Here is a 25461-nt window from a genome sequence, read left to right as displayed (position 1 = left end):
TTATTTTGATATGAAAAGAGTTTATTGTATTCTACAATTAATTGTAATTGTTTCTTGCAACAATGTAGAGCAAAAAATAAGACAGCCTCTCTTGATATTAATATTATCAACAACAAATCATTTGATAAAAATAAAGGGGAAATCATTGATAACGAATATGTAAATACTGATATTGGTTGGAGCATAATAATTCCTCAAAATAATAAGGTTTATTATCCGGAAGCTATCAATGAAAAAAATGATGAAATCCCCGATTTGATTAAAGAAGAGTTATCAAGCAATTATTTAGTTTGCTTTGGGATGGATGACAATAATTTTTTTTCAGCTTATAATATAACATCCTCTACAGAGGGTAAAATGAACGAGATAAACGATATGAAGGAGGGTATTAAAAATTCATTTAATAATTATAAAAGATATTCAAAATTATTGTGTGCAAACCTTGAAAAAAAATATTCAAAAAATCAAAAAGTAGCATTCAAACAAAACTGGAGCAGTATAAACATAGAAGAAAATGATTATGATGTTTATGAAATTCAAATGGTTTCATTCCCGGATGACAAACCTATTATAAAGCAGCTTGTTTATGTGAAAAAGATGAATAATTATGATACTTTTTTTTCCATTCTATATACTGATGAAATATATAAGGATGTAACCATGCAACATTTAAAGTCTTCGCTAAAAAGTAGTTGAGATACACTTATTAACTTATATATAAAGAGCCTTAAATTGAACAAATGAAAACAATCTTTGATAAAAATATTCGGGAACAATTAATCGACAGGATTGACAAAATCAGTGAAGAAAATAAAGCCGAATGGGGTAAAATGAACGTTTTCCAAATGCTCAAACACAATACTTATTGGAACAAATGGATTCTCGGGAAAGAAAATCATTCATACAAGCAAGCTTTTCTGGGAAAGATATTTGGAAAAATAGCTTTGAAAAAAATGATAAAGGACGAAAAGCCATTTGACAAAAATGTTCCTACTTCTGCCCAATTCAAAGTAAAAGAATCTAATGGAAATATTGAATCTGAAAAAGCCGATTGGATTTTATTGCTGAACGAATATGAAAGATTTAACAATCCAGAGTTTATACACGGCTTCTTCGGCAAAATGACAAAAGAACAAATTGGAGTATTGGTTTATAAACATACGGACCACCATTTAAGGCAATTCGGAATATAAAAAAAGCCTGTTGCCAATATTGTATGTGTAATACGGGCTAAAATGTTAGATTTGAATGAATTGAACATCAATAAACATATAGCCAAACCGAAGGTGAAATGCTTCTAATCCCATACTACGCTTATACTTGACAATAGCACCAAGGCCGAAAAAGTAATGTCGCATAAAGATGAAACATACAAAAACTTTAGGATAGCTGTTCCGACAGCCTATGAAAATGTGTTTTCTCATTTCTATTTTGCTGAAAATCAATCCAACGAAACTATAACAAAAACGGTATTGCCTTCTTATCAAACCATTTTGATTTTCAATTTCGGAACAAAAGCGTTGCTCAATTCCAAGCATAATACACGAATAGAAATTGACAAATGTCTTGTATTGGGAACAATTAGAAAAGCATTTGATTATTCGTTACCGCCACAATCAAAAATTTTGGTCGCCAACTTTAAAAACGATGCATTTTATCGGTTCTTTGGAAACACTTCACTTGCTGAAAATTTACCGATGAACCCTGATGAACTGTTGAACGAAAATTGCTTTACAGCATTGTGGCATGAACTCAGTAAAATAGATGATGAAAACCAGCAAGTAAACTACATTCTTAAGTTTTGTAGACCCTATTTGCAACCGCACGACAAGATTGCTGAAAAGTTGACAAATTTTAAAGAACAATCGCTAAACCCAATCAAAGCAATTGCTATCGAGAGTAACCAGACAGAGCGAAATATACAAATTAAACAAAAAAAGCATTTTGGGTATTCTGCAAAAGAAATTAACCGCTACCAACGATTTTTAAAAGCAATTGAATACATTGAAAACATTGCTTCAAAGCCATCAAAAGAAGATTGGTTTGCTATCATCAACCATTGCGATTACTATGACCAAAGTCAGCTCATAAAAGACTTTAAATATTACCTTAATCTCAGCCCGACAAAATATTTGAAATTCCAAAAAGACATATGTAATCCTGTAAACTGATTTTCGTTTTCTTACAATTTTAGCAAAATGTGAAATTATACTTTTGAGATATCAAATTTAAAAAGTAGAAAATGAAACATTTAATTATTTATGCTCATCCAAATACACGGAGCTTGAATGGACATATAAAACAGGTAATTGTAGAACACCTTGCCAAAAACGGACATGAAGTTAAAGTTCGGGATTTATACCAACAGAATTTTAATCCTATTCTTTCATTGGAAGATTTGGAAGGACAGCGAATAGGGCAGGTTGAGAAAGATGTAAAAATAGAGCAGAATTGCATTGTCTGGGCAGATTGCATTATATTCATACATCCAATTTGGTGGACAGGGCTACCCGCAGTGCTGAAAGGCTACATTGACCGGGTTTTCAGCTACGGCTTTGCTTACCGATATGACCATGGCATTCAAAAAGGATTGCTTGAAGGCAAGCAGGCTGTTGTTATCAATACTCAAGGAAAATCACATGCCGAGTATGGTGATTTAGGAATGGATAAAGCCCTCAAACTTACGTCAGACAGAGGGATTTACACCTATTGCGGTTTAGATGTTAAGCATCATTTATTCTTCGACCAAGCAGATAGAGCCACTTCAGAAACTATTGAAAAATGGGGAAGAAAAATCAAATCTATATTTTAAAATTTTCTCTAAAGTCGAGAATAGCTATAAACTAGATGTTTATTTTTCAGGTGTTTTTCTCAATAAAAAGTCATTGAGATACACTTATTTATTCATGTATAAAATGCCTTAAGTTGAATTATTCTCGTTTATTTCAAATGAATTTAAAGAATTAAAAACCCCTGTAAAAACAACGTTTTACAGGGGTTTCGTACTCGAGGTGGGAATCGAACCCACACTCCCGAAAGAACTGGATTTTGAATCCAGCGTATTTTATACTAAACTTCATTAACTTAACTTATAATCAACTGATTAACATATATCTAATAATATTTGATATCATTAGATATCGTTTAAAATCAATAAATGTTGTACCTATATTGTACCAAAAATGATTATCTTTATATTCTAAAATTCAATGGTATGGCCTCAAATGCAAAAGTAGTCGTAAGAAAGAAACCAAACAAAGAAGGGCTTTACCCTTTGGCAATCCGTATAACAAAGAACCGTCGGTCAACGTACCACTATGTCGGTCATTATATAGATTTAAAGGATTGGGATGAGAAGAACTTACGGGTTAGGAAATCCCATACCAATGCGGACAGATTAAATAATTTGATTTCCACGAAACTTCTAGAGGTAAACAAAACACTTATAGATTTACAGTCCGACAAAAAGGACTTTTCCGCAAATCAGATAAAAGAAGCTCTTTATTCAGATTCGAAGTCAAGTACTTTTTATGAAGTCGCAAATGATTTTCTTTCCGAACTCGAATCAAATAAGAAGCTATCTCAACTGTCAACAGATAAGGCTCGTGTAAATCACGTCATTAACTTTTACAAGTCAAAACAGCTGACCTTTCAAGAAATAGACGAAGCTTTTTTAAGAAAATTCAAAATTTATCTGAAGAAATTAAATCTTTCGGATAGGTCAATCGTTAATAATCTTGTAGTTATAAGAACGATTTATAACAGGGCTATAAAAATGGGTGTTGTGGATAGAAAATTTTACCCATTTGGCTCAGGTAAGATTAGGATAAAATTTCCTGAAACGGAAAAAATAGGATTAACCAAGAAAGATATAATGGCATTTGAATCTGTTAAAAATCTTACTGACAATGAAACACACGCACGCAATGTCTGGTTGTTCAGTTTCTATTTTGCGGGAATTAGGGCTGCCGATTTACTTAAAATCAAATGGTCAGATATTTATGATGATAGACTTCATTACCGTATGAACAAAAATTCCAAATTACTATCACTCAAAATACCCGAAAAAGTATTTCCGATTTTGAAATGCTATGAATCTGAAAAACAGAACAATGACGATTTTGTTTTCCCTGAAATGAAAAAGGCAGATTTCAAAGATGCAAAAGATGTATATGCCAAGACCAAAACGGCTACAAAAAAATTCAATAAATATTTGATAGGGGTTGCGAAGAAAGCAAAAGTTTCCAAAAAAGTAACTATGCATATTGCCCGACACAGTTTTGGTCACATTTCAGAGGACAAAATTCCTATTAAAATGCTTCAAAAACTTTATAGACACTCTTCCGTAACCACTACGATAAAATATCAAGCCAATTTCATCCATAAGGATGCTGATGATGCTTTAGATAGTGTAATTAATTTTTAGAGATTATTTATTGGGAATATATCTTAGTAAAAATCCATCTCACAACAATACCTCAATGAACAGACACTTATGTTGTTTCAATAAAACGAGGTAGCCGAATAGGTAACCTTTGCCTCGATTTTATTCGTGGAAACAAAGATATATGAATATCTTAAACTAAAAAACAATAAATACCTTCAAATTTTATTTGCTGTCTATTTTTGTGTATGCTAATCTCTTAGCATCTGTTTACCTCTGGTATAATTATGAAAAAACTAAAAATATGGGCCAAAAACCTAAAAGAGCAGTTGGTAATGCTCCATTTGGCATCTAAGGATAAGCGAACCCCTTGGTATGCAAAGGCAATCATTTTTTTGATTATCGCTTACGCATTGAGCCCCATAGATTTAATCCCGGATTTTATTCCTGTAATCGGGTATATGGACGATTTGATAGTATTGCCCATTGGCATTTATTTTGCCCTAAGGCTTATTCCCGAAACTGTAAAAGAAGACTGTCTTAGAAAGGCAAAGGATTATAACTGGAACAAAAGAAAAAGCTGGTTAACAGGGGGGATTATCATACTTTTTTGGTCGATTATTGTTTTATGGATATTTCGCGATTATTTCAAAATTTGAAATAATCGAATGTAAATGAACTACCCCGAGGCAGAGCCGTCGGGGTATCAAAATAATTTTAGCTGATTTCGGTGCAACTTGGTATATTCTGATTTCCCTTGGTTCTGGATGTACTTTTGTATCACTTCTTCGTTTACATATTGCCCTACAGTATTCACATAATAACCACTTGTCCAAAATTTACCCCCCCAAAGCATTTGCTTGACCTCAGGATGAAGTCGAAAAATTTCTTTAGCAGTTATACTCTTTACCGCTCCGATAATTTTTTTTGGAGCGTTCATTGGTATGCTCTGTATCAAAAAATGAACGTGGTCACCATCCAGACCAATCTCAAAAAAATGGATTTCGTACCTCTCCTTTATTCCAAGACAAATTTCTTTGAATGTCTTGGCAACAGTATCATTTAGAACTTTTCTCCTATACTTGATAGGACAAACAAAATGATACAAAAGCAATGTCTTATTGTGACTCTTATGGATATGCTCACTCATATCAACAAATCTATATATCTTTACGCAACACCCGAGGCAGAGCCTCGGGGAATTCTATCGATTAAAAAGGAACACATTAACCTTTGCATACCCTGTGCATCACAATTTTGTTATCTTTGCAACGTGAAATTATTAACATTCATATTTGGTCTCTACGTATTGACGCTCAATGCGTTTCCCTGTACGGATGCAGATGTCTTTTCCGATAATTCTCAAACTGAGATAGTGGCCGCTTCAAATTTGGATCATAACCATAGCGTTTCAGATACTTGCCCCCCTTTCTGTACCTGCCATTGCTGTCACGTACATACGGTGGAATTTGCATCAGCGAATTTTAAGCCAATTAATACAGCAATATCTTCTAAGGTTTTCCTTCATTTTGATAGTTTGGGCGAAGAGCCTATTTCGTCCCTTTTAGATCCTCCAAGAGTTTAATTCAGTTTTTATAGGATAGCTATATCCTTTTTCGACAGGTCAAGATTCTTTTGGCCACTCTTTTACATTTCAAAAACTGAATTAAATCCTTAATTTTTATGATCAATAAAATCATCGCTTTTTCCATTCGGAACAAGCTTATCGTGGGACTGATGGTACTCGCACTCGTGGGAGTGGGCGTCTATTCAATGTCCACCATTAACCTGGGCGCACAACCAGATATTACCAATAACCAGGTACAGGTAATCACGCAATCGCCCAACTTGGCCACCGAAGACATCGAGCAGTTTGTAACCTATCCCGTAGAGTTGGCGATGGCCAACCTGCCGGGTGTTAACGAAATACGTTCCGTTTCCCGTTTTGGGCTTTCGGTAGTGACCATCGTCTTTAAGGACGATATGGGCACGTACCTACCCCGTCAATTGGTTGCGGAAAAACTCAACGAGGTCAAATCCGAAATCCCTGAACAGTTCGGTAGCCCCGGAATGGGGCCGATCACTACCGGCCTGGGGGAAATCTATCAATATACCCTTAAAGCCGAAAAAGGTTACGAGGACAAATATTCCCCTACCGAGCTGCGAACCATACAGGACTGGATCGTAAAACGCCAATTGGCCCTAACGGAAGGTGTTGTGGAGGTCAATGCCTTTGGCGGAAAGATCAAGCAATATGAAATAGCCATCGATCCCGCCAAATTGAACGCGATGGATGTAACAATGACTGAAGTCTTTGATGCCCTACAGGAAAACAATGTGAATACTGGAGGTGCTTATATCGAAAAGAACAAAATGGCCAATTTCATCCGTGGGGAAGGTTTGGCTCGTTCGCTGGACGATATCCGTCAGATCGTGATCAAAAACGAAAATGGCCTGCCAATTTTAGTGAAAGACGTTGCCGAAAAAGTACATTTTGGCAGCCAAGTGCGCTACGGTGCCTTTACCCAGGATGGCCACGAAGCTGTTGGCGGGATGGTGCTGATGCTGCGGGGCGACAACCCCAATTCGGTGGTCAATACCGTTAGGGATCGGATAAAGGAAGTGCAAAAATCGCTACCGGAAGGACTCAAGATCGTTCCCTTTTTAGATCGAAGCGAACTCATCGGAAGGACTACGGCAACCATAGAGAAAAACCTTATAGAAGGGGCACTTATCGTGATTTTTGTGCTGGTACTGCTCCTCGGTAGTTTTCGAGGTGGTTTGGTTACTGCTTCCTTAATTCCACTTTCCCTGCTGTTCGCCTTTATTTTGATGAAGGCTTTCGGGGTCTGGGCCAACCTGATGTCCCTCGGTGCAATCGACTTTGGGATCATTGTCGATGGTGCCGTGATCATTGTGGAGGGAACGGTACACGAGATTGAAAAGCGCATTAAGCGTGGGAAACAAAGTTTTAATCAATCCGAAATGGATGAAGTGGTCTATGACGCGAGTAGTACCGTGATGAATTCGGCTTTCTTTGGACAGATCATTATCCTGATCGTATTTACCCCTATTTTATTCCTGACCGGGATCGAGGGCAAGATGTTCCGCCCTATGGCGTTTACTTTCGGGTTCGCGGTCCTGGGCGCAATCATCTTATGCCTTACCTACGTACCGATGATTGCCTCGCTTACAATGAAACCGGCGACCAAAAAGAAAAACTGGTTTCATAAGGTGGAAGATAAAATCTCTGGTTTCAGCAACGGGATGATGACCCGTATCAATAATGGCTACCGGCCGGTAATCCTGAAATCTTTGAGCCACCGCATTATCGTCCTGGTCGTTGCAGTAGTATTGCTTGTGGGTGCCGGGTTTACCTTTAGCAGAATGGGCGGGGAATTTATCCCCAGTATCGATGAAGGCGATATCGCGATGCAGGCCTTGTTAAGGCCGGGAAGTTCCTTGACCGAATCCATCGAGACTTCAAAGAGGATAGAGAATATTGTGCTGGACAACTTCCCCGAGGTGGAAACGATGGTTTCCCGGATCGGGGTGGCCGATATCCCGACCGACCCAATGCCGATGGATATCGCGGACACCTACATTATTTTGGACAAGGACAAGGATAATTGGACTTCGGCGGAAACTAAAGAAGGGCTGATTGCAGAAATAAAAGAGAAATTAGCAGTCGTGCCCGGGGTCAACTTCGTCTTTAGTCAGCCCGTGGAACTGCGTTTTAACGAACTGCTTACCGGGGTTCGGGAAGATGTAGCGATTAAATTGTATGGTGAAGATCTGGATGTGCTTTCCGAAAAAGCGGCCAAAATGGCCAATATCATCAAAACGGTTCCCGGCGCCGGCGATGTGAACCTGGAGGCCACCTCGGGATTGCCACAGATGACCGTGCGCTTCAATCGAAGAAAGGTAGCCCAGTACGGCCTGAACATCCAGAAACTGAACCAATATGTGAGTACCGCATTTGCCGGAGGTACGGCGGGCGTCATCTTTGAGGGCGAAAAGCGTTTTAATATGGTGGTGCGCTTGGATGAGGAACATCGTCAAAGCATCGATAATCTAAAAAACCTCTTGATCGACCTGCCCGGCGGAAACCAGATCCCCATAAAAGAGGTGGCCGATATTAGTTACCAGCCCGGCCCGATGCAGATTTCCCGGGACAATACCTCCCGAAGGATTTATGTAGGGGTGAATGTACGGGGCCGGGATGTAGAATCAATGGTGCACGATATTCAGGCCAAAATGGACGCGCAATTAGACCTGCCGCCCGGCTACCATATTGAATACGGCGGTGCTTTTGAAAACCTGCAACGGGCGAAAGACCGTTTAATCATTGTGGTTCCCATTGCTTTGGCACTTATTTTCCTATTGCTCTATTTTGCGTTGGGCTCGTTCTCACAATCCATTATGATCTATATGGCGGTTCCGTTGGCGGCCATAGGTGGCATTTTCGCCCTGGCCATTCGTGGGATGCCCTTTAGTATCTCTGCGGGTGTTGGGTTTATCGTACTCTTCGGGGTTGCGGTATTGAACGGCCTGGTACTCATCAGTAGATTGAACTCATTAAAAGAAGAAGGTGTTATGGATATACAGGAACGTATTTTAATAGGGACACAGGAACGGATCCGTCCAATTTTATTGACGGCTTTGGCCGCGATAATGGGCTTTTTCCCGATGGCACTTTCCCACGGGGCGGGTGCTTCGGTACAGCGGCCTTTGGCCACGGTGGTCATTGGCGGATTGATAACCGCAACCTTGCTTACGCTGATCGTTGTGCCCATTTTGTACAGTTTTGTGGAAAAAACGGGAAAAAACAACAACGGAAAATCGGGTAAAGTTGCCATAAATCCTGCCCTGATCGCCGTTTTATTGGGTCTTGGATCAATGGCCATCCCGGCAAGTGCAAGTGCGCAAACGCTGGATAGCCCCCAGCAAAATGCGCCCCGGCAGGACAGCCTGAAAGTTGAACAAGGGTTTACCCCAATTTCTTTACAGGACGCAGTAGAAAGGGCCCAAGCGAACTATCCCAAATTGAAGGCGGCCCAACTGGAAGTCGAGAACCAGGAGGCCCTGAAAAAAACCGCCTGGGATCTTGGGACCACCCAAATTTTTACCGGTGGCGAAGAACTGCCGGACAACGGTACAAGCGATGAAGGTATCTATCAAACCATTGGCGTCCAGCAGCAAAATATCGATGTGTTCGGTATCGGTGCCAAAAATAGGGTGCAAAATGAGAAAATTGCGCTAAGTGAAACGGCACTCGATCTTACCTCTCTTCAAGTGGAACGGGAAGTGAGCAAGGCCTGGGGCGATGCCTACACCTCCAAACGGAAGTACCAATTGTATGTGGAACTCGATTCCATTTTTAGCGATTTTGAACGGGCGGCGCGTTTACGTTATGAGACCGAGGCTTCCTCGAAGCTGGAATATTTGGCCGCCACCAATCAGGCCCGGCAGGTAAGCCTTCAGAAAATGCAGGTATATCGGGATTATCTGGGCAATCTTCAAAAACTGAACCTTTGGTTGGTGAGCGATACGCCCTTTACCGTTGCGGATACAGGTGTAGATGAAATGGACACGCCCATACTACAGCGAAAGGATTCGATCACGAGCCACCCGATGCTGCAATATTATGAGCGGCAGATCGACGTGGCCGATGCCGAGCGTAATCTCAGCACCAAAGCGTTTTTCCCAAAGTTCAACGCACAATATGGGCGGCAGAAAATTGCGGGACAGAACGGATTTTTCAACTTTCAGGTCGGGATTTCCATTCCACTCTTTTTCGGGCCGGAATTGGGACAGTCTCAGTCGGCCAAAATACAGACCCAGATTGCGGAGCAGAATTTCAGGGAAAAACAGCTTCAGGTCAATTCAAAATATCAGGACCTGCAACAGGACTATCTAAAATGGCTGGAATCTTGGCAGTACTATGAACAGGAAGCCCTTCCGCTTGCCAAAGAGCAACGGGACGGGGCGGTTTTTGCCTATAAAGAGGGGGGTATTGATTATACCACCTTTCTGCAAACCGTACGCGACGCCATAGGCATCCAGAGCAAGTCCTGGGACGCACTTAACAATTATCTGAGATCAAAATACGAACTGGAATTTTTCCTCAATTCCGCTAAACAATAAAGACAGAAACTATGAATTTCAATATAAAATCGATTTTTTACGCAGCCCTGATCCTATTCAGTTTAAATTCCTGTAAACAGGAAAAAACCGCTGAAAGCGGGCAAGAAGACCACAACGAAACAGCTTCTGCCGAAAATGGTGGCGAGCATCAGGAAGAAAACGCAGGTTTGGAGGGCAAAAAACTGCACCTGTCCCAACAAAAATTCGAAGCGATGGGATTGAAGGTAGATAGCCTGCCCACCAAAAGCCTTACCGGGCTGGTGGAGGCGAATGGCCAACTGGAAGTGCCCCCGCAAAATGAAGCTGCGGTTACCGCCATTATCGGTGCCAATGTGACGAGTATAAAGGTCATTGAAGGCGATAAGGTAAGCAAAGGAAGCATTCTGGGATATTTGAGCCATCCCGATCTTATCAAATTGCAGACCGATTATTCCAATGCCTATAACCGGATGAACTTTTTAAATAAGGAATATGACCGTCAAAAACGCTTGTACGATGCCGAAGTGGCTTCGGGAAGAAAATTTCAGGAAACCGAGTCGGAATATAACAGTATGAAGGGGATGGTCAGGGGACTGGAATCCCAATTACGCTTATTTGGGGTTAGTCTGGACCGCATTAGGAACGGGAATGTATATAGCCAAGTTCCCGTGGTAAGCCCAATTAACGGTTACGTGGAAAAAGTGAATATCAAGGTAGGGCAGTTTGTACAACAACAGACCGAAATGTTCGAGATCGTGAATACCGAACATATCCACGCCGACCTAATGGTATATGAAAAGGACGTCAGCAAGGTTAAAGAGGGACAGACGGTGGAATTTAATATCGAATCCCTTCCCGAATCCGATCTGAGTGCAAAAATCTATTCCGTTGGAAAGACTTTTGAGATGAACCCCAAAGCGGTTCACGTGCACGCAGAAATAGAGAACAAGCAGGGAAACCTCTTCCCGGGAATGTACCTTACCGCAAAAATAGCCACTTCCGAAAACAAGGTGACCGCGCTTCCCGAAGAGGCGATCATTACCGAAAACGGGGAACCGTATATTTTTACGGCCAAAAAGGTAACCGAAGGTGGCGAGGAAGAATGGGCGTTGAGCCCCTTAAAAGTCGTAACCGGTCAGGCAGATGATGGCTGGATGGAGATCAAGTTGCTACAGCCGCTGGAAAAAGGGCAAATGGTAGTGTGGAACAAAGCCTATTACCTGATCTCCGAAATGAAGAAAGGCGAAACGGAACACGGGCATTAAGCCCCCTAACCTCCGAAGGGGGAACTCCAAGCAGACGTGTTATACACTGTACCTACAGCACCTTTGCTTGGCGTTCCTTCGGTAAATTAAGTCCGGGCTTGCCAAAGACTGTTTGTCAATTGGTTAGTAAAAAGTTTGGTGGGTCCGGTTTTTAAAACAATTGACAGTATAACTAATAAAATTTAAAAAAATGAAAGAAATAAAAGCATTTATAAAGCCCAACAGGGTACAAAAAACAATTGAGGCATTGAGTGATGCCGGATTTAAAAGTATGACCCTATCCCAGGGCGAAGGTACGGGCAAATTCAAGGCTAAAGGAGCTTCCCCATCTTTGGACTTTCATATTACCGATAGCCCGGTGGTCAAACTGGAACTGGTGTGCCAAAACGAAGAAGCAAAAAGTGCCATTGATATTATTATTGAAAATGGCAAAACGCCGACCCCAGGTGATGGCATCATCTATCTTTCCAATGTAGAAGATGCTTTCCAGATCAAGACCGGAAAGTCGATAAAGAAATCCCAGAAGTAAAATGTATTGAAATATGAGTGAAATCGAAACCCTTCTGAACAAACATAATGTGCGGCCCACCGCAATGCGCATCCTTATTTATAAGTTTATGGCGAAAAAGGAAAGGGCCGTAACCTTGACCGAGATAGAGCAGGCCTTTGTGAAATCGGACAGGGCTACGCTATCCCGAACCATTAAAACCTTTGAGACCAACGGAATTGTACATCAAATAGACGATGGCACCGGCATACCCAAATATGCCCTCTGTGAAAGCGGGTGCAATTGTGAGGTAGATCAGGATCTGCATATTCATTTTCATTGTACCAACTGTGATGAGACGGTTTGCTTGACCGATCATAAAATACCCCACATCAACCTGCCGGAAGGGTATATGGCCGAAAATGTCAATTTGGTCGTTAAAGGTATATGCGAAAAATGTAGTGCCGTTTAATTTTCAATAATGAATAAAGCCGAAAAAATACTAAAAAGTAAAGGGATTAGGCCTACCGAAATGAGGTTAGCTATTTATAAATACCTCAAAAGAAAGTTTTATGCCGTAACCCTGAAAGAAATAGAAATGGCTTTCATCAAAAAAAGCGACGACAATAAAACCGCGGACAGAACAACAATTTATAGAACCCTAAAACTATTTCAAGAGAAGGGCGTAGTACATCAAATAGATGTTGGAACAGCAATCGCCAAATATGCGCTTTCCGATGAAAAAGATTTGGATATGCATCTGCATTTTCATTGTACCCATTGTGGCAACACATTCTGTTTGTCCAATAAAGTAAGCCGAGATAGCCTACCGGATAAGTACAAAGTAGCCGATGTGAATTTGGTTTTAAAAGGCGTATGTACAAAATGTTTAAAAAGAGAAAAAAGAAAATAACAAAAAACCTAAAAAATGATACAGATATTAGACTCTGAAAAAGAACAGGTCATTTCGGTAAAAATTGAAGGCAACATCACTAAAAAGGATATTCAAAAAATTCATCCTCTTATCCATAATATAAGGAATAACGGAATGAAAGTTCGTTGGTATTTTGAATTGGAAGATTTTACGGGTTACGATCTAAAAGGCTTATGGCAAGATTTAAAAGTGGATGCTGCCCATTTTGACGATTATGGAAAAATGGCAATGGTAGGCGACAAAAAATGGCAGGAATTGGCTGCGGAAGCTACCGATTTTTTTACTGGTTCAGAAGTGCGGTTTTTTGAACCGCACCAAAAAGACCAAGCGAAACAATGGATAAATAACTAATTATGGCACACGATCATTCACACGGTTCTCAGAACTACGGAAAGGCCTTTGGGATAGGCATAGCCCTAAACACTATTTATGTAGCAGTCGAACTCTACTACGGGTTTGTGGCAAATTCTTCCGCGCTCTTGGCGGATGCGGGCCACAACGCGAGCGATGTTTTCAGCCTTATACTGGCGTGGGCGGCCATTAAAATAGCCACAAAAAGGCCTTCAAAACGCTATACCTATGGCTTACGAAAAACGACCATTCTAGCCTCGATGATCAATGGCGTCATCATTATTGCCGCGGCCGGATTGATTGCGTGGGACGCCATCCAAAAATTTCAGGACCCGGCAGAGATTTCCGGCAATCTCGTAATGATTGTGGCCGCCATTGGTTTAGTGGTAAATACCGGTACGGCTTTCTTATTTTGGAAAGGTTCAAAAGGCGATCTGAACATACGCGGGGCATTTTTACATATGGCTGCCGATGCCGGGGTAACCTTAGGAGTGCTGCTTGGCGGTCTGGCCATTAAATACACGGGATTAACGTGGATAGACCCTGCGCTTAGTTTGGTCATTGTTCTGGTCATTTTATACAGTGCCTGGGGACTTCTTAGGGATTCCGTAAAAATAGCCATCGATGCCGTTCCCAAAAACATCGACATCGATGAAGTGGAAAAGTTCCTAATGGATATCGAAGGGGTCGAAGAAGTACACGATCTGCATATCTGGGCAATGAGCACCACGGAAACGGCACTATCTACCCATCTGGTCGTTCCCGATGGGCACGAGGACCAATTTTTATATGATATACGGGAACAATTACACGATAAATTCGAAATAACGCATATCACCCTGCAAATCGAAAAAGAATTTGGGGACAAAGAATATAAGCCCTATCAAGGTCTGGAATAATAAAATCACGATGAAAAAAAAACAAAATCTAAGGGATATCGATACCCGGAAACATTCTGGCGAACACAGCCACGATGATGGCCATAACCACAATAGTCCGGAAAAGGCATCAAAATTTAGAACTTACCTCCCCGCTATTTTCAGTTTTGTAATGCTGATTGCGGGTATTGCCGTCGATTTTTTCGATGCCTTCCCATTTTTCACGGGTTGGATTCATATTCTTTGGTATGTTGTAGCCTATATTCCTGTTGGGTTTCCCGTTATTATTGAAGGCTGGAAAAGTATAAAAAACGGCGATTTCTTTACCGAATTCCTATTAATGTCCATCGCCACATTGGGGGCATTTGCCATAGGCGAATATCCCGAGGGCGTGGCCGTGATGCTTTTTTATGCTGTTGGCGAACTTTTCCAAAGTGCTGCGGTTAAAAAAGCGAAGGGTAATATAAAGGCTCTTTTGGATGTGCGTCCCAATGAAGCCTTGGTATATCGAAAAAACGATTTTGTTTCCGTCAACCCCGAAACGGTCGAGGTTGGTGAAAAGGTTCAGGTACGTGTAGGCGAAAAAATCCCTTTGGACGGTAAACTGTTATCTGAAAAAGCTTCGCTTAATACTGCTGCCATTACCGGCGAAAGCAAACCTGATACCATTGCAAAAGGCGAAAAAGTATTTGCTGGAAGCATAAACTTGGACGGTGTAATTGAAATAAAAACTACTAAAGAATTTAAGGATAGTTCTATTGCAAGAATTCTTGATATGGTGCAAAACGCCACCGCCCGTAAATCAAAAACGGAACTGTTCATCAGAAAGTTTGCGAGGGTGTACACCCCTATCGTGGTATTCCTTGCTATTGGACTGACCTTTTTACCCTATCTATTTGTCGAGAATTACATCTTTGAAGATTGGTTATACCGTGCCTTGATCTTCCTTGTTATTTCTTGTCCTTGCGCCCTGGTTGTTTCGATTCCATTGGGATATTTCGGTGGCCTTGGTGCCGCATCCCGAAATGGAATATTGTTTAAAGGTGCATCCTTCCTCGATGCAATGACTAAAGTAAACACGGTGGTAATGGATAAGACCGGAACGGTTACCAAGGGCGTGTTTAAAATCAAGGATGTTGTTAACAATGATGCTTTCCCGGAAGCGGAATTTATGAAATACCTGATGGCGATGGAAGAACAGTCCACCCATCCCATTGCCAAGGCGATTCTGGAATATAAGGCTGAGGGGGCTGATTTTGAAGCTTCCGAAGTATCCGAGGTTGCCGGAAAAGGCTTGAAAGGCACCGTAAACGGTAAAACGGTTTTAGTGGGTAACGAGGCCTTAATGACCTCAAACAATATCAAAGTCCCAGCGGAAACTGATACCATTGTAGAATCTATTGTAATGGTTGCCATTGATGGTCAATTTGCAGGCTACGTAACCATTGCCGATGAATTGAAGAAAGATGCCCACGAGGCAATCGAACAAATCCGTAAAGCCGGAATATCGAGAATCATAATGCTTTCTGGCGATAAGGATTCTATTACCAAGGAAGTTGGTAGGGAAATGGGCATCGACAGCGCGATGGGCGGATTGTTACCGGAAGACAAGCTCAATGAAGTGGAGCGGCTCCAAAAAGAGACAGGCACTACGGTGGCTTTTATCGGCGATGGCATCAACGATGCTCCTGTACTTGCGACCAGCGATGTAGGTATGGCAATGGGGGGCTTGGGAAGTGATGTGGCCATTGAGACGGCAGATGTCATTATCCAGACCGACCAGCCTTCTAAAATTGCCCGGGCCATTAAGATTGGCCGATCCACAAGGAAAATTGTATGGCAGAATATCGCCTTGGCATTTGGTGTTAAAATTGCCGTTATGATCTTAGGTGCTTTCGGAATGGCGACAATGTGGGAGGCCGTATTTGCCGATGTCGGCGTAGCCTTTTTGGCCATCCTCAACGCGATACGTTTGCAGAAAATGAATTGGAAATAGTACAACAGGATGTCTCAAAGTAGAAGAAATAGAAGAAAGAAAAAAGTTCAAAAACCGCCTAAGAACAAAATCACGAAAAAAGATAAAATAAAAGGCATTATTGCCCTTGTTCTCTTGGTTATTGCCGCCTTTCTGCTCTACTTTTTTGTGCTGAAAGGGAATATTCACAAGCATTGATTGTATTGGTAGTTATAATTTAAAAAAAGAGTTTTCATTTTTTTTTAAGAAAAATCAAAAGTTTGAAAAACTCTGAGGGAGGATGTTATTTCCAAGTATATTGAATAGAAACATATAATGAACAACCCTGTCAAAAGATTAAAAAAATGTTAATACCAACCAAAACTCTTAAATTTTCGTAAATTTGCACTAATGAAAAAAACCTTCAATAAAATAGTATCTATTTTAATGGCGTCTATAGTGCTGTTTACTACAATGTCGTTTGCGGTAGATATACATTATTGTGGGGATTCACTAGTTGATTTTTCTTTATTTCATAATGTCAAGACCTGTGGAATGGAGAATCAACAACCTCAAAAAAGCTGTGAAAAAGGTTTCTCCGAGAAACCTTGCTGTTCTGATACGCAAATAGCAATAGATGGTCATAATGACTTAAATCCATCATTTAATAATCTAACTTTTGAGCAACAAGTATTTGTTGCTACTTTCTATTATTCTTATATAAATCTTTTTGAAGGCTTGGATGAAAATATCATCCCCTTTAAAGATTATACGCCACCCTATCTCATACGGGATGTTCAAGAATTAAACGAGACCTATTTAATTTGATTTTAAACAGTTCCCGATAATTATCGGGAAAATTAGCCCTGTGGTTCCTACCATTTTGGGCTCATTTTGTTGTGTTTAATTTTCTGAAACCATCAGGATTTTATTCAATGTATAACTGTTTAATTATCAATACCTATGCTAAATAAGGGTATAAAATTCCTCATAGAAAATAAACTTATCGCTGTTCTTATGCTTACGATCTTCGTAGGCTGGGGCATCGTTAACGCCCCTTTTAATTGGGACACTGGTTACCTTCCCACAGACCCCGTTGCCGTAGATGCCATCCCTGATATCGGCGAAAACCAGCAAATCGTTTTTACTAAATGGGAAGGCCGTTCCCCACAGGATATCGAAGATCAGATAAGCTATCCGCTTACCACCGCTTTGTTGGGCATTCCCGGGGTAAAGACCATCCGCAGCTCCTCAATGTTCGGCTTTTCCAGCATCTATATTATTTTTGATGAAGACGTTGAATTTTACTGGAGCAGGAGTCGTATCCTTGAAAAACTCAATTCCCTGCCCAGCGGTTTGCTGCCCGATGGCGTGAACCCAAGCTTGGGTCCAGATGCTACCGGATTGGGACAAATATACTGGTACACCCTAGAAGGGCGAGACAAAGATGGAAACGTGACCGGCGGTTGGGATTTACAGGAACTGCGCAGCATTCAGGACTATTATGTAAAGTATGCCCTTTCTTCCGCGAGCGGGGTTTCAGAAGTGGCCTCCATAGGCGGGTTTCAAAAGGAATATCAAATAGATGTAGATCCAGAAAAAATGCGGCAATACAACATTGGTCTGGGCGATGTCGTAAGCGCAATAAAAGAAAGCAACAAGGATATTGGTGCGCAGACCCTTGAAATCAACCAGGCTGAATATCTGGTGCGTGGTTTGGGTTATGTGAAATCGGTGGCCGATATTGAAAACGCAGTGGTCACTTCCGAAGATTATACCTCAATAAGGGTGAAGGATATTGCCCGAGTAAGCCTGGGACCCGCTCCCCGTCGCGGAATACTGGACAAAGAAGGTGCCGAAGTGGTCGGCGGTGTTGTGGTAGCACGTTATGGCGCAAACCCGATGGAGGTCATCAACAACGTTAAAGACAAAATAAACGAACTGAGTTCGGGCTTACCTTCCAAAGAATTGAAAGACGGCCGTACTTCCCAATTGACGATTGTTCCGTTTTATGACCGGACGGAACTTATAAATGAAACTTTGGGCACGCTCGATGAGGCCTTGACCCTTGAAATATTGATAACGATATTGGTCATTATCGTGATGGTCTTCAATTTACGGGCATCTATACTTATTTCGGGATTGCTACCTGTGGCCGTATTGATGGTTTTTATTGCGATGAAGTTTTTTAATGTTGATGCCAACATTGTGGCCCTATCTGGAATTGCGATCGCCATTGGTACAATGGTGGATGTTGGCGTGATCCTCTGCGAAAATATTATCAGATATTTAGATGAAGAAGAGCTGCGGGTATTGAACGGTGAAACTAGGCAACCCATCAATACGCTCGTCTATAACGCTACTGCCGAAGTTTCAGGGGCGATTGTTACAGCGGTGCTTACCACTATCATCAGTTTTATTCCCGTATTTACAATGATAGGTGCCGAAGGGAAATTATTCCGCCCATTGGCCTTTACCAAAACGATGGCACTTACCGCTTCCATTATTGTTGCCCTGTTCCTGATCCCTCCCTTTGCCGCATTCTTGTTTAGAAAAAAGAGCATTCGGAAAACAACCGGTTATATCATAAATGGTCTTTTAATGCTTTTAGGGATTACTGCCATTGTCTTTGGATATTGGTTGGGCCTTGTTTTGATTGCCTTTGGTATTGTGGGCTTTTTAAAGGATGCGAAAATTGCATCAAGGGTATCAGATAGACTTTTGCTTTCTGAAAAACGGGCGAATGTTGTAAATATGATTATTTCGGCCATAGCCATTGTTTTTCTATTGGCAGAATACTGGCGCCCTTTAGGCTTTGACCGTAGTATTTTGATCAATCTCCTTTTTGTAGGGATTATCTGTTTTGGTCTTTTGGCGGCTTTTTGGGTATTTAAACATTTTTATTCCCGCATTTTAAAGTGGGCTTTGCGCAATAAAATATTGTTTTTGTGCATCCCTACCACCGTTTTTGTTCTGGGTGTTTTAATAATGACCAATATCGGTAAGGAATTTATGCCCTCGCTCAACGAAGGTTCGTTCCTGTTAATGCCCACCTCGCTGCCACACGCTGGCGTAGCGGAAAACAAAAGGGTATTACAACAACTGGATATGGCCGTGGCAGGCATCCCCGAGATAAAAACCGTAGTAGGAAAATCGGGGCGCACAGAATCGGCCCTTGATCCCGCTCCCCTGTCGATGTACGAAAATATTATTCAGTATAAATCGGAATATATGGAGGATTCCGATGGAAGCCCCCAGCGCTATAAAGTGAACAAAGACGGCTTTTTTGTTCTAAAAGATGGTGGCTTGGTGACCAATCCCAACAATGAGGTTAGAAATTCTGAAAACTACGAAGACGCTGAGATTGAAGATCCGTTCCTTATTGATACAGGAAGCCTGATCCCCGATGAAGATGGGGAATTCTATCGCAACTGGAGGCCGGAAATACAATCCCCCGATGATATCTGGAACGAGATTGTAAAGGTCACCAAACTTCCCGGCGTCACTTCGGCACCCAAGTTACAGCCCATCGAGACCCGTTTGGTAATGTTACAGACGGGGATGAGGGCACCAATGGGAATTAAGGTAAAAGGTCAGGACCTGAAACAGATAGAAGCTTTTGGTTTAAAATTGGAGGATATCTTAAAACAGGCGAAAGGCGTAAAAAAAGAGGCCGTTTTTGCAGACCGCATCGTGGGCAAGCCCTATTTGTTGATCGATATAAAAAGGGAACGCCTTGCCCGCTATGGTATTTCCATTGAAGATGTACAGCAGGTCCTTCAAGTGGCCGTGGGCGGGATGCCTTTAACGCAGACCGTGGAAGGCAGGGAACGCTACGGCGTTAGGGTGCGATATCCCAGGGAACTTCGTGGTAATGCAGAGGCTATAAAGGATATTTACGTCCCCGTCTCAACTGGAAACCCGGTCCCCCTTGGGGAATTGGTGGACATCCGATATGAAAAAGGCCCACAGGTCATTAAAAGTGAGGATACATTCTTGGTGGGCTACGTCCTCTTTGATAAACTGGATGGCTTTGCTGAAACAAACGTGGTGGAAAATGCCCAAGCCGTTATCCAACAGAAGATCGATAACGGCGAACTGACCGTTCCAAAAGGGATCAATTACAAATTTACGGGAACCTATGAAAACCAGATCCGGGCAGAGAAAACCTTATCGATCGTAGTCCCGCTGGCGCTCATCATTATCTTTTTGATCCTTTATTTTCAGTTCCGTTCCGTATCAACATCGTTAATGGTATTTACCGGGATAGCGGTGGCTTTTGCAGGCGGGTTTATAATGATCTGGCTGTACGGGCAGGACTGGTTCTTCAATTTCAACTTCTTTGGGGAAAACCTGAGGGACCTTTTCAATATGAAGACCATCAATTTAAGTGTGGCGGTTTGGGTAGGTTTTATTGCCCTGTTTGGTATTGCTACCGATGACGGGGTCGTTATGGCCACCTATCTTACCCAGACATTTGATAAAAATGATCCGACGGACAAAGCGGCAATCCGGGAATCTGCATTGTTCGCTGCTCAAAAACGCATCCGTCCCTGCCTGATGACCACGGCGACAACCATACTTGCCCTGTTGCCTGTTTTAACTTCCACCGGCCGGGGAAGCGATATTATGATCCCAATGGCCATACCCAGTTTTGGCGGGATGATCATTGACGTTACCTCCTATTTTATTGTACCCGTATTATTCAGTTGGAAAAAGGAAGCTGCGCTTTCGCGGAAGCAGAAAGCAATAAAAAGCAATTCAGGAAAAACCAAAAACAGTTCTAGATGATGAAAAAAAGAGCCTATAAAATCGTGTTGATACTTATTGGTGTTTTGTGTGGAGGTTTTGCCGAAGCACAACAACTGGAATCCTACATTCAGGAGGCAGAATCCAACAACCCGGATATTCAAGCCTTTGAACTGCGGTACAACATTGCGGAAGAAAAAGTGAACGAGGTAAACGCGCTTCCCAATACCGAATTTGGGGCGGGCTATTTTATAAGTGAGCCCGAAACCCGTACCGGGGCACAGCGTGCCCGTTTTTCGGTGAAACAGATGCTACCCTGGTTCGGGACGATTACCGCACGGGAAAATTACGCTTCTTCAATGGCCGATGCAGAATACGTGGAGATTGCCATTGCCAAACGAAAATTGGCCCTTTCTGTTTCTCAATCCTATTATCAACTATATGCCATTACCGCCAAACAGCAGGTTTTGGAGCAAAACATCCAATTGCTCGAAACCTACGAACGTTTGGCACTTACCTCGGTTGAGGTTGGTAAGGCCTCCGCAGTGGATGTGCTCCGGTTGCAAATCAGACAAAATGAACTAGAAAAAGAAAGAGACATTCTATCGGAAGACTTTTTGGCCGAAAAAACCCAGTTCAACAACCTGCTCAACAAGGAAGAAAAAGCGCCAATATCAGTAGTAGATACGATGTTCGTTCCCTTAGAAAGCACCAACTTTTCTTCCGAAGGTCTAAAACTTCATCCAGAAATTTTAAAGTACGATAAGCTATTTGAATCAATAGCACAGTCAGAAGCGCTCAATCAAAAAGAGAGCCTGCCCAATATTGGTGTGGGGCTGGATTATATACCCGTTGCCGAACGGCCTGCGATGAATTTCAGCGATAACGGAAAAGACATCTTAATGCCAATGCTGTCCATATCCATTCCCATATTCAACAATAAATACAGCTCGATCACCAAGCAAAATGAATTGAGGCAGCAGGAAATAAAAGCGCAAAAACAAGACCGCTTAAATAAATTGAAGACCCTTTTTGCACAAGCCGTTCAAAACCGAAATTCAGCAAGGATAAGCTATGCAACGCAATTAAAAAATTTAAAGCAGGCCAATGATGCCGAAGATATTTTAATGAAATCCTATGAAACTGGAACGATAGATTTTAATGATGTACTGGATATTCAGGAACTGCAATTAAAGTTTCAGATGAACCAGATTGAATCCATCAAAATGTATTTCGTGCAATCTGCAATAATCAACTACTTAACCAACTAAAAGATGAAAACAACACTCTACATAAAAAATATGGTCTGTGATCGCTGTATCAAGGTTTTAAAAAACGAATTGAAAGATGAAAGCATTAAAGTTTTAGACGTAAAATTGGGAGAAATAACTGCCGATATTCAAACCAATAAAGAGAAAAAGACAATAAGAAAAGTAGTGGAATCGAACGGGTTTTACATTATAGATGGCGAAAATTTCAAGCTGGTTGAACAAACAAAATTAATATTGATCAACCTGTTAAAAAAGTTACCGTTAGCCGGAAATGAGAAGCTTTCTGAGATACTTTCAAAAGAAATACACCACGACTATTTCAAAATAAGCAAAATATTCTCCTACAATGAGAAGATCACGATTGAAAAATATTTCATCAAACTGAAGATCGAAAAAGCAAAGGAGCTTATTCATTATAAGGAACTCAATTTTACGGAAATAAGTCAGCTTTTAAATTACAGCAACCTAACACATTTAAGCAACCAATTTAAGACCGAAACAGGAATGAGCCTCACAGAATATAAAACAATGGAAAAAAATTTTAGGAATTCATTAGACCAAATTATATAAGTATAAACCAAAATTATTAAACAATAATTTTAAAGTAAACAATATTTTTAAGTTAAAAATTTCATCAATGAAAAAACTACTGATACCATTTTTGGCAATGTTAGCGCTTACTAACATACAGGCACAAACCGCCAATGGTTCCGAAGAGAACGTAGATAATTGGCCCGTACACGAATATAATCTAACTATCGATTACGAAACTGTAAATTTTACGGGGAAAGATGTAAAAGCGATGACTATAAATGGAGGGATCCCGGGGCCTAATCTGGTATTCACCGAAGGGGAATTTGCGGTAATCAACGTAACCAATAAAATGGATGAGGAAACATCCGTCCATTGGCACGGGATGATTTTGCCCAATTTTTATGATGGTGTTCCCTACCTTTCTACACCTCCTATTCGTCCAGGGGAAACGTTTCAATATAAATTTGCCATTAAGCAAACCGGAACGTACTGGTACCACTCCCATACCGGATTACAGGAACAACGGGGCGTTTACGGCTCCATCCAGATCAACCCAAAAGAAAAAACCTTGGACTATGATAAAGATTTGGTCTTGGTGCTATCAGACTGGATGGACGAAGATCCTGCCTCGCAGCTTAAAAACCTAAAGCGTGGGAATGAATGGTACTTGATCAAAAAAGGGCAAATCCAAAGTTGGGATAAGATTATAAAGAAAAAAGCAGTAGGTGCCAAGCTAAAAATGATTTGGCAACGGATGCCGGATTTCGCTATATCTGATAATTTCTATGAAAACTTTTTTATTAACGGTGCGGTCAAAAATGAATATCCAGACTTTAAACCCGGGGAAAAGGTGCGGTTGCGGTTTGTCAATGCTTCGGCAGCTTCTTATTTCTGGTTAACCTTTGGTGGTAAAGACCCGATGTTGGTGTCTGCCGACGGGAAAGACGTTGTACCCGTTAAGCACAATAAAACCCTAATTGGCGTGGCCGAGACCTACGATTATATTGTCACCATTCCTGAAAATGGCAAACTCGAAGTTCGGGCAATGGCACAGGACGGTTCTGGTTTTGCCACTGCCTATTTAGGGCAAGGCCGCATTCTAAAAGCTCCAGTAGTTCCCAAACCCGATCTTATCGAAAATATGAAAAGGATGATGGCAATGGATATGAAAATGGGAGCACCCGCTTCAAAATTCAATCCTTCAAAAAACGATTCTATAAAAGTGATGAAAAAATACAGTATGGATATGGGGGGAATGAAAATGGACGGTATGGATATGAAGGATGATGATATGAAGGACAAAATGGAAAAAGGAAAAATGAAGGGAATGAAAAAAGACTCCACGAAGATGGCACAAATGGATCATTCTAACCCGCCTGCCGGCAAGGCAGGAATGGATATGAAAAATAGGGAGATGAAAAAGGATACCATTAAAGATATGGATGAAATGGAGATGAAAATGGGCTATGTTGTCCCTGCCGATAAGGTTATTGGCGATAATATGAAAACTGGCGGAAATCCCCAGTTCAATTATGATTATTTGAAATCTCCCGTAAAAACCACTTTTGAAGGGGACAAACCCGTAAAAGAGATGCTTTTTAACCTGACGGGCAATATGAACCGGTATGTCTGGAGCATCAACGGTGTACCACTTTCGGAAACCGATAAGATCAAGATCAAGCAAGGGGAAGTAGTACGTATCACACTCAACAACCTTACGATGATGCACCACCCAATGCACCTGCACGGACACTTTTTTAGGGTGCTGAACAAAAATGGGGATTATTCACCGTTGAAGCATACCGTGGATGTTCCGCCAATGAAAAAAGTGGTAATCGAGTTTGATGCAAACGAAACGGGGGATTGGTTTTTCCATTGTCACATTTTATACCACCTGAATGCGGGTATGGCCCGTGTTTTCAGTTATGATGGTCCGCGAGATAAACGCCTTAAAGGATACCCGCTGACTAAATTGACCAACGAAGCCGATCACATATTTACCTGGGGTGAATTGACAGCTGCAAGCCATATGACGGAACTTTATGCCACAGCCACCAATATCAGGAACCAGTTCACTTTTCGTGGTGAATATGGATGGAACAAGAATATGGAGGTTGAAGCCACCTATGAGCGATACCTTAATGATTATTTCAGGGTATTTGGTGGTGTAAACGTTGAAAACGAGCTGGATGATAGTCTGGATGAGATCAACACCACGGCCATAGGTGGAATCCGATATTTAATGCCGCTGCTTATCAATGCCGATCTTAGGATAGACAGTAAGCTACGACCACAGATCAGTTTTTCTAAAGCCACGATGATCTTTCCCCACGTCCTACTTTATGGGGAATATGAATATCAAGCTGATTTTGGCTGGGTCAATGATTTTGAACCCGGAAGGGATTATGAGAAAGAAACCACTTGGCAGGTGGGCCTTGAATATATTTTGGGAAGGAACTTTTCCCTGATGGGCAGTTATGATAACCGTTTTGGTGTTGGCGGAGGGCTTTCCGCAAGATTTTAAAATT

The 25461-nt window shown here is 41.3% G+C and carries 21 protein-coding genes; 20 read left to right on the top strand and 1 reads right to left on the bottom strand.

Features of this window, described 5'->3' with window-relative positions:
- Positions 1–54 precede the first annotated feature (54 nt).
- The 6 genes from PSF86_RS09110 to PSF86_RS09085 all read left to right on the top strand — a co-directional run bounded on the left by PSF86_RS09110 (position 55) and on the right by PSF86_RS09085 (position 5043).
- Entirely contained in the window at positions 55–696 is a 642-nt protein-coding gene (locus PSF86_RS09110; RefSeq protein WP_277899763.1) for a hypothetical protein, read from the top strand.
- A gap of 44 nt (positions 697–740) precedes the next feature.
- Entirely contained in the window at positions 741–1193 is a 453-nt protein-coding gene (locus tag PSF86_RS09105; RefSeq protein WP_277899762.1) for a DUF1569 domain-containing protein, read from the top strand.
- A 156-nt stretch (positions 1194–1349) separates the two neighbouring features.
- Positions 1350–2171: a helix-turn-helix domain-containing protein gene (locus PSF86_RS09100; RefSeq protein ID WP_277899761.1), complete on the top strand. Its 822-nt coding sequence runs from the start codon at positions 1350–1352 to the stop codon at positions 2169–2171.
- A gap of 71 nt (positions 2172–2242) precedes the next feature.
- On the top strand, positions 2243–2812 hold the full coding sequence (locus PSF86_RS09095) for an NAD(P)H-dependent oxidoreductase (protein WP_277899760.1): 570 nt from the start codon (positions 2243–2245) through the stop codon (positions 2810–2812).
- A gap of 402 nt (positions 2813–3214) precedes the next feature.
- A complete protein-coding gene (locus PSF86_RS09090; protein WP_277899759.1) occupies positions 3215–4426 on the top strand; it encodes a site-specific integrase in 1212 nt (403 codons plus the stop codon).
- A 245-nt stretch (positions 4427–4671) separates the two neighbouring features.
- Positions 4672–5043 carry a YkvA family protein gene (locus PSF86_RS09085; RefSeq protein ID WP_277899758.1) on the top strand — a complete coding sequence of 124 codons (372 nt, stop codon included), beginning with the start codon at positions 4672–4674 and terminating at the stop codon, positions 5041–5043.
- Between the two features lie 47 nt (positions 5044–5090).
- Here the strand turns inward: PSF86_RS09085 and tnpA are convergent, their stop codons facing one another.
- Positions 5091–5534: an IS200/IS605 family transposase gene (tnpA, locus tag PSF86_RS09080; RefSeq protein ID WP_277899757.1), complete on the bottom strand. Its 444-nt coding sequence runs from the start codon at positions 5532–5534 to the stop codon at positions 5091–5093.
- Here tnpA and PSF86_RS17855 point away from each other — a divergent pair.
- The 14 genes from PSF86_RS17855 (at position 5484) to PSF86_RS09015 (ending at position 25457) form a co-directional block, all read left to right on the top strand.
- Positions 5484–5969, top strand: a complete 486-nt coding sequence (locus PSF86_RS17855; RefSeq protein WP_407933318.1) for a DUF6660 family protein — start codon at positions 5484–5486, stop codon at positions 5967–5969. The genes tnpA and PSF86_RS17855 overlap by 51 nt on opposite strands.
- A 98-nt stretch (positions 5970–6067) precedes the next feature.
- A complete protein-coding gene (locus tag PSF86_RS09075; RefSeq protein ID WP_277899756.1) occupies positions 6068–10531 on the top strand; it encodes a CusA/CzcA family heavy metal efflux RND transporter in 4464 nt (1487 codons plus the stop codon).
- Positions 10532–10542: 11 nt separating this feature from the next.
- A complete protein-coding gene (locus PSF86_RS09070; protein WP_277899755.1) occupies positions 10543–11775 on the top strand; it encodes an efflux RND transporter periplasmic adaptor subunit in 1233 nt (410 codons plus the stop codon).
- 190 nt (positions 11776–11965) lie between these two features.
- A complete protein-coding gene (locus tag PSF86_RS09065) occupies positions 11966–12304 on the top strand; it encodes a P-II family nitrogen regulator (RefSeq protein ID WP_277899754.1) in 339 nt (112 codons plus the stop codon).
- Positions 12305–12317: 13 nt separating this feature from the next.
- Positions 12318–12734: a Fur family transcriptional regulator gene (locus PSF86_RS09060; protein ID WP_277899753.1), complete on the top strand. Its 417-nt coding sequence runs from the start codon at positions 12318–12320 to the stop codon at positions 12732–12734.
- Between the two features lie 9 nt (positions 12735–12743).
- Positions 12744–13175 (top strand): Fur family transcriptional regulator, encoded by a 432-nt coding sequence (locus PSF86_RS09055; RefSeq protein WP_277899752.1) that lies wholly within the window; start codon positions 12744–12746, stop codon positions 13173–13175.
- A gap of 15 nt (positions 13176–13190) precedes the next feature.
- Positions 13191–13547 carry a SpoIIAA family protein gene (locus tag PSF86_RS09050; RefSeq protein WP_277899751.1) on the top strand — a complete coding sequence of 119 codons (357 nt, stop codon included), beginning with the start codon at positions 13191–13193 and terminating at the stop codon, positions 13545–13547.
- Positions 13548–13549: 2 nt separating this feature from the next.
- Positions 13550–14446, top strand: coding sequence for a cation diffusion facilitator family transporter (locus PSF86_RS09045; protein ID WP_277899750.1), 897 nt, complete (start codon positions 13550–13552; stop codon positions 14444–14446).
- A gap of 10 nt (positions 14447–14456) precedes the next feature.
- Positions 14457–16421, top strand: a complete 1965-nt coding sequence (locus tag PSF86_RS09040; protein ID WP_277899749.1) for a heavy metal translocating P-type ATPase — start codon at positions 14457–14459, stop codon at positions 16419–16421.
- Positions 16422–16790: 369 nt separating this feature from the next.
- On the top strand, positions 16791–17207 hold the full coding sequence (locus PSF86_RS09035; protein ID WP_277899748.1) for an HYC_CC_PP family protein: 417 nt from the start codon (positions 16791–16793) through the stop codon (positions 17205–17207).
- A 135-nt stretch (positions 17208–17342) separates the two neighbouring features.
- Positions 17343–21170: an efflux RND transporter permease subunit gene (locus PSF86_RS09030; protein WP_277899747.1), complete on the top strand. Its 3828-nt coding sequence runs from the start codon at positions 17343–17345 to the stop codon at positions 21168–21170.
- A complete protein-coding gene (locus tag PSF86_RS09025; RefSeq protein ID WP_407933323.1) occupies positions 21170–22399 on the top strand; it encodes a TolC family protein in 1230 nt (409 codons plus the stop codon). Before PSF86_RS09030 ends, PSF86_RS09025 begins: the two co-directional genes overlap by 1 nt.
- A 3-nt stretch (positions 22400–22402) precedes the next feature.
- Positions 22403–22969, top strand: a complete 567-nt coding sequence (locus tag PSF86_RS09020) for a helix-turn-helix domain-containing protein (protein WP_277899745.1) — start codon at positions 22403–22405, stop codon at positions 22967–22969.
- A 67-nt stretch (positions 22970–23036) separates the two neighbouring features.
- Positions 23037–25457, top strand: coding sequence for a multicopper oxidase domain-containing protein (locus PSF86_RS09015; RefSeq protein WP_277899744.1), 2421 nt, complete (start codon positions 23037–23039; stop codon positions 25455–25457).
- Positions 25458–25461 lie beyond the last annotated feature (4 nt).

The sequence above is a fragment of the Galbibacter pacificus genome (genome assembly GCF_029603165.1).
In the GTDB taxonomy this organism is placed as follows: Bacteria; Bacteroidota; Bacteroidia; order Flavobacteriales; family Flavobacteriaceae; genus Galbibacter; species Galbibacter pacificus.
The sequence above is the reverse complement of the archived record's forward strand: the minus strand, read 5'-3'. Positions and strand labels throughout refer to the sequence as shown.